At 69.1% G+C, this 7135-nt stretch carries 8 protein-coding genes; 2 read left to right on the top strand and 6 right to left on the bottom strand.

The features are described from left to right. Window positions 1–115: 115 nt before the first annotated feature. Window positions 116–388 carry a hypothetical protein gene (locus ACRDUX_RS19885; protein WP_526415734.1) on the bottom strand — a complete coding sequence of 91 codons (273 nt, stop codon included), beginning with the start codon at window positions 386–388 and terminating at the stop codon, window positions 116–118. Window positions 389–522: 134 nt separating this feature from the next. Between ACRDUX_RS19885 and ACRDUX_RS19880 the strand changes: the two genes are divergently transcribed. Together ACRDUX_RS19880 and ACRDUX_RS19875 are read left to right on the top strand one after the other, a co-directional pair. Next, window positions 523–1401: a cutinase family protein gene (locus ACRDUX_RS19880; RefSeq protein ID WP_526415733.1), complete on the top strand. Its 879-nt coding sequence runs from the start codon at window positions 523–525 to the stop codon at window positions 1399–1401. Between the two features lie 68 nt (window positions 1402–1469). Continuing rightward, entirely contained in the window at window positions 1470–2186 is a 717-nt protein-coding gene (locus ACRDUX_RS19875) for an NUDIX hydrolase (protein WP_526415732.1), read from the top strand. Between the two features lie 7 nt (window positions 2187–2193). Here ACRDUX_RS19875 and ACRDUX_RS19870 read toward each other — a convergent pair whose 3' ends face one another. The 5 genes from ACRDUX_RS19870 to ACRDUX_RS19850 all read right to left on the bottom strand — a co-directional run bounded on the left by ACRDUX_RS19870 (window position 2194) and on the right by ACRDUX_RS19850 (window position 7040). Further along, window positions 2194–2766 carry a hemerythrin domain-containing protein gene (locus ACRDUX_RS19870; protein WP_526415735.1) on the bottom strand — a complete coding sequence of 191 codons (573 nt, stop codon included), beginning with the start codon at window positions 2764–2766 and terminating at the stop codon, window positions 2194–2196. An 82-nt stretch (window positions 2767–2848) separates the two neighbouring features. Continuing rightward, window positions 2849–4096, bottom strand: coding sequence for a cysteine desulfurase-like protein (locus tag ACRDUX_RS19865; RefSeq protein ID WP_526415731.1), 1248 nt, complete (start codon window positions 4094–4096; stop codon window positions 2849–2851). 33 nt (window positions 4097–4129) lie between these two features. Then, window positions 4130–4630 (bottom strand): DUF3830 family protein, encoded by a 501-nt coding sequence (locus ACRDUX_RS19860; RefSeq protein WP_526415730.1) that lies wholly within the window; start codon window positions 4628–4630, stop codon window positions 4130–4132. Continuing rightward, window positions 4627–6030, bottom strand: a complete 1404-nt coding sequence (locus tag ACRDUX_RS19855; RefSeq protein WP_526415729.1) for an amidase — start codon at window positions 6028–6030, stop codon at window positions 4627–4629. The genes ACRDUX_RS19860 and ACRDUX_RS19855 overlap by 4 nt, the downstream gene beginning before the upstream one ends. Next, window positions 6027–7040 carry a D-2-hydroxyacid dehydrogenase gene (locus ACRDUX_RS19850; RefSeq protein ID WP_526415728.1) on the bottom strand — a complete coding sequence of 338 codons (1014 nt, stop codon included), beginning with the start codon at window positions 7038–7040 and terminating at the stop codon, window positions 6027–6029. Before ACRDUX_RS19850 ends, ACRDUX_RS19855 begins: the two co-directional genes overlap by 4 nt. Window positions 7041–7135 lie beyond the last annotated feature (95 nt).

Here is a 7135-nt window from a genome sequence, read left to right as displayed (position 1 = left end):
GGCCGTAACTCCCTCTGCTCGAGGTGACTCCGGGTCACGGCTGCGAGCTCGTCGACCCACTGCTGCCACCGCGGCCCGCGGGCAGTCATCGCTCGGACGCCGGTGGGAAGTTCGGTCACCGCCGACTCGACTGGCGGCGCGCTGCGAGGGCGAGCACGCGCGCGACGAAACGATCAGCGCGTCTGGTGGCGCCCCGAAGCGCGCGAAGGTGCCTGCTCCGTCGCTGCAGGATCGGGCCTGCCACCGCACCGCAGACGACGCCGAGGGCGAACAGGCCGCGCGCGGGTCGCTTGTTTCGCCGTGCAATGACGAATCCGAGGCCCGAGAACGTTGCGGCGGTCACCGCGAACGCGACGAGCAGCCACATCATCTGCGACGGTTCGACCACCTGCCGATCCAACCACCGCGTCCACCGGGCCGGCAGGACCGAACCCCGTTCGTGACCAGAACGACTGTGAGTCGTTAGCCAGGTCGGTCAAGCTGTAACGCGAGGTAGCCCGGGGAGCGATCAAAGGACTGAGAATGGCAGCACTACTACATACCGGCTGCCAGCAGGGTCGGAGGGCATTCGTGGTGATTCGTCGGATGGGACTGGCCGTCGTGGTGGCCGTCGTGGCGGTGGCAGGACTGGCCGGATTGTCTACGGGGACCGCGTCCGCAGCACCCGGGTGTGGGGACTACCACTTCATCGGCGCCGCGGGTTCGGGACAGCGTGACGGGGCGCAGCTGACCGCCAACGGCGGTATGGGCGGCGTCGTCTACCAGTCGTATCTGCAGCTGCAGGCAGACCTGGCGGCGAGCGGGCGGACCATCACCGCCGAGGCCGTTCAATACCCCGCGGCGCCGGTTCCGCTCGACGGCGGGGTGGGTGGCTGGATGGACTTCATGGACAGCGTCAAGGAGGGCACGGCCGCGGCCGGCGACCAGCTCACGGCATTCACCAAGCAGTGCCCCAACACCATGGTGGTGCTCGCCGGCTATTCGCAGGGCGCCATGGTGATCCACCGCAACCTCGAAGATCTGGCCGACGACCCGCACGTGGCGGCCGCGCTGCTGGTCGCCGACGGTGACCGACTGCCTGGCGACAACACCATCGACATGGGCTCGACGGCGATCACGCCCGGCGTCGGCAAGGGTGTCGCGCAGGAGCACTCGTTCCTGGCGTCCGCCCCCACCTCGAAGTTGCCGTTGTCGATCGGTGCCCGCACCCTCAGCATCTGCGACGTGGGCGATCCGGTCTGCGACTACGACCCGGACTCCACCACGGACGCGATGTCGCCCGCCTCACTCGCGATCCACACCTCGTACATGCCAATGGCAAGCGGGTCGCACGCCTGGGTCACCCCGCTCTACAGCCTGGTGATGAGGGCGACTCCCGCGCCGACGGCCGCGATCGGCTGAGGCGAACGGCGCAGGCTGACCCCCGAGGCCCCGGAAGTGACTCGGCACGCCCCGCCTATCGTCGAGCCGTGACGATCACTTACGACGACGCGCTTCGGCGGCAAATCGGGGCACATCTGGCGGACCACGACCGCCGTACCGTGACCGACCCGACGAAGCGGCACGCGGCTGTCGCGGTGGTGCTTGTCGACTCCGAAGTCGGCGAGGACAGGGTCGACCCGGCGCCCGTGGACGACTGGATCGACGGCAGGCCGATGGGGGAGGGTCTCGACGGCCGCATGGTCGGGGTGTCGGGCGGCGCCGCCTTTCTGCTGTGCCGCAGGGCATCTCGCCTCAGCTCGCACGCCGCACAGTGGGCGTTGCCAGGCGGCCGCCTCGACCCTGGGGAGAGCGTGGTCGACGCTGCGCTGCGGGAACTGGACGAAGAGGTCGGCATCGGATTGTCGGACTCGACGGTGTTGGGCCTGCTCGACGACTACCCGACGCGGTCGGGATACGTCATCACCCCGGTGGTGATCTGGGGCGGCGGACGCCTCGATCCCCGGCCCTCACCCGCTGAGGTGGTGGCCGTCTACCGGGTGGGATTGCATCAACTGCAGCGCGACGACTCGCCGCGGTTCGTCACCATCCCGGAGAGCCCGCGTCCGGTCGTACAGATCCCGTTGGGAAACGACCTGATTCACGCCCCGACGGGGGCCGTGCTCCTGCAACTGCGGTGGCTGTGCCTCGAAGGCCGCCACGACCCCGTCGACGAACTCGAACAACCACTGTTCGCCTGGAAGTAGGCGTACCTCAGCGCTTCAAGCTGCCGATCCCCAGCGACGAGTCCTTCTGCCGCGGTGTCGATCCGGCCTCGGCATCGTCGACGTAGGTCTGCGGATCACGGTCGGCGATCTTCAGCCCCTTCGTCGTGGGGTGCTTCGCCATGAAGTCGCGGTACTGACGGCCGAGGGCATCCCGAAGTCCTGCCGACGCATGACGCCTGAAGTCCGAGAGCCCCTCGCGCTCCTCCTCGCCCATGTGCTCGTCGTTGGCCTTCCTGGCCTCACCGACCGCAGACCACCACTCGTCCGAACCGATCGGGGCGGCATCGGCAGCGCGGACGCCGTCCCGGATGTCGTTGTGGTCGCCGATCGCATCCAGCGTCTCGTCCTCGGGACCGTCGGCCCCCCGCTCCAGTAACTGCGGGTAGAAGATCTTCTCCTCGATGTAGGCATGAACGTCCAGCTTGTCCGCGAGAGGACGCCAAACCCGTTGCAGTGCCTTGGGATTGACCGGGTCGTCGGCCTGCAGGTAGTCCAGCTTTGCGAACTGTTCCCGGAACCAACCGTGGTCGGCCAGTATCAGCATGGTGATGTCAACCATCTCGACTCCAATGACTTCGATGCGGGGCAGCGCATCGCTGATGTCCATCCAAGTACCTACTACGGGGTCCGACAACTACGAATCACTCGCCGAGGGCTGCCGCCAGTGCTTCGAGGAGCCGGTCGACGTCGTCGGCGTCGTTGTAGGGGGCCAAGCCGATCCGCAGGCCACCCGACTCGCCAAGCCCGAGCCTTCTCGACGCCTCGTAGGCGTAGAAGGAACCGGCGGGTGCGTTGACGTCGTGCGTGGCGAGCACCGCGCTGACCTCGGCGGCGTCCCGACCGGCAAACGTGACGAGCAGCGTCGGGGTCCGGCGCGCGGCGCGCGAGTGGATGCGCACCCCAGGCAGCTGCCGAAGACCGGCCTCGATGCGCAGGCGAAGCGCGTCCTCGTGCTGCTCGAGTGCGCTGGAGGCGGCCAGCAGTCGGCTGCGGCGGCTCCCGGTCGCACGCGTCATGCCCGCGAGGAAGTCGACGGCGGCGGTCGTGCCCGCCATCAGTTCGTAGGGGAGCGTGCCTAGCTCGAAACGCTCGGGCACCCGGTCGGTGGAGGGCAGCAGCTTGCCGGGCCGCAGCTCGGCGAGAACGTCGTGCGTGCCAACGACGACGCCACAGTGCGGTCCGAGGAACTTGTACGGCGAGCACGCGAAGAAGTCGGCGCCGAGAGCGCGGAAGTCGACCGCGGCGTGGGCGGTGTAGTGCACGCCGTCGACGAACAGCAGGGCTCCGGCGGCATGGGCGCGGGCCGCGATGGTCCGCACGTCGGGCATCGTGCCGATGAGGTTGGACGCGGCGGTGACGGCGACCAGGCGCGTGCGGTCGCTGAGCTGTGCCTCGACGTTCTCCACCGGAAGTTCGGCGTCCGCCGGGTCGAAGTCCACCCAGCGGACGGTCGCGCCCGCTGCGGCGGCGGCGAGCACCCACGGCCGCACGTTGGCATCGTGGTCAAGGCGTGTCACGACGATCTCGTCACCGGGTTGCCACCGAGCGGACAGCGCCCGCGACAGATCAAAGGTCAGCGCCGTCATGCTCCGCCCGAAGATCACTTCCTCAGGATCGGAGTTGAGCAGCTCGCTGAGAGCGAGGCGGCACTGCACGACGATTTCCTCGGCGTTGCGCGCCGCGGCCGTGGCGGTTCCGCGGTTCGACAGGGGACGGAGCATGGCGTCCCGGATGGCGTCGGCGACGGCCGTCGGGGTCTGCGATCCACCGGGACCGTCGAAGAAGGCCGTGCCTTGCCCGAGGACGGGGCCGAGGGCGGGAAAGCACCCACGGATCGCGTCGACGTCGAACGTCGAACATTCGGTGACATCGTCGGCTGGGAGGCTCACGAACGAAGTCTCTCCCATCGCGGCGACCGTCGTTCAGTCGCGGCGGCTGAACCTCAGGGTCTCGCCGCGGACGCCGCCGAGCCAGAGGTCCTGGCAGGCCGCGGCCATCTCGTCGAAGCCCTCGACGACGGCGCCGAACACGTTGCCGGGCACCCAGCCCTGGTCGCCGTTGATCAGCAGGTTGTTCCTGCCGTAGAACAGGGCGAGGTCGACGATCGCACCGGTCGTTCCAGTCCCGGCGCTGTCCTCGTATCCGTATGCCGGGTTGCCGAGATCGTCCGAGTCGAACGAGAACCAGCACAGGTCACCGGGGATCGGGGTGATCGTGGTGTTCTCCTTGCCGGGGGACGCGGGCGCGAACGCCGGCAACAGCGTGTAGATCTCGTTGCGCGCGTACTTGCCGTGGAAGACCGGCGCCGCCAGCGGCAGCGCATCCCAGACGGCCGCGCTGGTACGGGGCGCCTCGTCGTCGAGCAGCCGGGCAACGCAGCTGACGCCGCGCTTCTCCAGCGTCACCGTGATGAACCTGCTCATCGAACCTCCTCGGTCAGAAGTGCCGGACTTCTCAGATGCCAGTCGGTGGCGGACTGGTACGCCTGACCGACCCGCAGCACCAGCGCGTCGGCGTGCCGGGGGCCGACGATCTGCAGGCCGACGGGTAGTCCGGCGGCGGTGAAGCCGCACGGCACGCTCAGCGCAGGCTGCTGGGTCAGGTTGAACGGATAGGTGTACGGGGTCCAGCTGGTCCAGTCCGGCGAGGTGGAACCGTCGGGTACGTCCTGCCCGACGGGGAACGCCGCCACCGGAAGCGTCGGGGTCAGCAGCACGTCGTAGGTCTGGTGGAACCTGCCCATCAACACGCCGAGGTCCATCCTCAGCGCGGTCGCATCCAGGTAGTCCGCCGCGGAGCTCGCCGCTCCGACCGCCGCGGTCCGCCGCAGTCCTGGGTCGACCCGCTCGTCGACGGCATCGCCGTAGGCAGCCAGCACCTGGGCCTCCCCGGCAAACCACAGGGTGTGAAACGCCTCGACCGGATCCGCGAATCCCGGATCGACCTCGTCCACGTGGGCGCCGGCATCGGCGAGCACGCCGACCGCGGCTCGGACCGCCGCGTCGACGTCGGGGTCGTTGCGGACGAACCCGAGGTTTGGCGAGAACGCGATCCGCAGTCCCGCGACACCACCGTCGAGGCCGTCCAGGAAGGAGCGCGTCGGCGGCGGCATGGCCGACCAGTCACGGGCGTCGAAGCCGCTGATCACGTCGAGCAGCGCCGCGCAGTCCCGCACCGACCGGGTCATCGGACCGGCGTGCGACAGGGTGCCGAACGCACTCGACGGATACAGCGGGACCACGCCGTAGGTCGGCTTCAGCGCGACCGTGCCGGTGAACCCAGCGGGGATGCGGACCGAGCCGCCCCCGTCCGTGCCGACCGACCACGCCCCCATGCCGAGGCCGACCGCCGTCGCACTGCCGCCGCTCGATCCGCCTGCCGTCTTGGCGGGGTCCCATGGGTTGCCGGTGACGCCGTACCGGAACGAGTCGGTCACGCCCTTCCACGAGTACTCCGGGGTGGTGGTCTTGCCGAGGATGACCGCACCCGTCTCGCGGAGTCTCGCGACACTCGGCGCGTCTTCCTCCCACGGGCCCGTCTCGTCGATCAGCGTGCTGCCGCGCAGGGTCGGCCAGCCCTTGGTCCACAGCGCGTCCTTGATCGACGTCGGTACGCCATCGCCTGGGCCAAGCGGCTCACCTGCAAGCCAACGGGCCTCGGATTCCTTCGCCGCGGCGAGCGCGCCATCGGCGTCCACCAGCACGAAGGCGTTCACCTGGCCGTCGTGCCGCTCGATCGCCTCGAGTGCGGCGTTGGTGACCTCGACCGGCGAGAGCGCCCTGCGTCGGTACTGCCCGACCAGGTCGACGCCCTGCGGAATCATCGAGCACCTCCGGCTCCGGGGATGTAGCCGAGCTTCTTGTCGACCACGTTGACCAAGGGTTCGCCTGCCAGCCAGCGACGGACGTTCGCCTCGTACTGCGCGGCCAGGGTGTCGCGCCAGCCGATGACATCCCCGGACATGTGCGCGGTGATCGTCACGTTCGGCGCGTCCCACAACGGGTGCTCGGCGGGCAGTGGCTCGACGGTGAACACGTCGAGTGTCGCACCACCGATGCGGTTTTCGCTCAGCGCGGCGAGCAGTGCGGGCTCGTCGACCAACGGGCCGCGAGCGACGTTCACCAGGAGGGCGTCGGGTTTCATCGCGCTCAGCACGGCGGCATCCACCAGGCCGCGGGTCGCGTCGGTCAGAGGTGCGGCCAGGATCAGGAAGTCGCACCAGCCGACCTCGGTGGAAAGGTCGGCGCTGGCGACCACCTCGCCGAAGTCGGGGTCGCCGGTACGCGCCGTACGACCTACCCCGCGCACGTCGAGCCCGGCCGCGCCAAGTAGCCGCGCGATCTCCCTGCCGATCGCGCCGGTGCCGACCACGAGGGCCTTGGCGCCTGCGATGGTCCGCGTCTCCCGGTGCTGCCACTGGTGTCGCCGTTGCAGATCGAAGCTGTCGAGCGTGTCCTTGGCGTGCGCGATCACCGCACCGAGCACGTACTCGGCGATCGGCCGTTCGAAGACGCCACGAGCGTTGGTCACCAGGACGTCGGAATCCCTCAGTTCGTCGAAGAGCAGGGTGTCGACACCGGCGGCCGTGATGTGGATCCACTCGACGGTGCCCGCGTCGGCCCAGACGTCGCGGACCGCGGTGGAGAAGAAGTGCCAGAGTAATACGCCCTGTGCCCCCCGCACGGCCTCGGCCAGTCCGTCGGCGGTGCAGAAGCGGAACTCCACGTCCAATCCGTCGAGCCCAGGCGGTCTGTCGGTCGCGCGCTCGCAGAGCACCGCAATGACCGGTCGCCGACCGCTCGTCGCGCGACCTGACTCGCTGGGCGTCGGCACACCTACGAGGCTAGGAACGCAACTGTCTGATTGTCAACAATCAGTTGCGGTTGGGCGGTACGCCCCCCAAACTAAGCCCATGGATGCGTCCACTC

The organism is Mycobacterium sp. (assembly GCF_050701675.1).
Lineage (GTDB): Bacteria > Actinomycetota > Actinomycetes > Mycobacteriales > Mycobacteriaceae > Mycobacterium.
The sequence above is the reverse complement of the archived record's forward strand: the minus strand, read 5'-3'. Positions and strand labels throughout refer to the sequence as shown.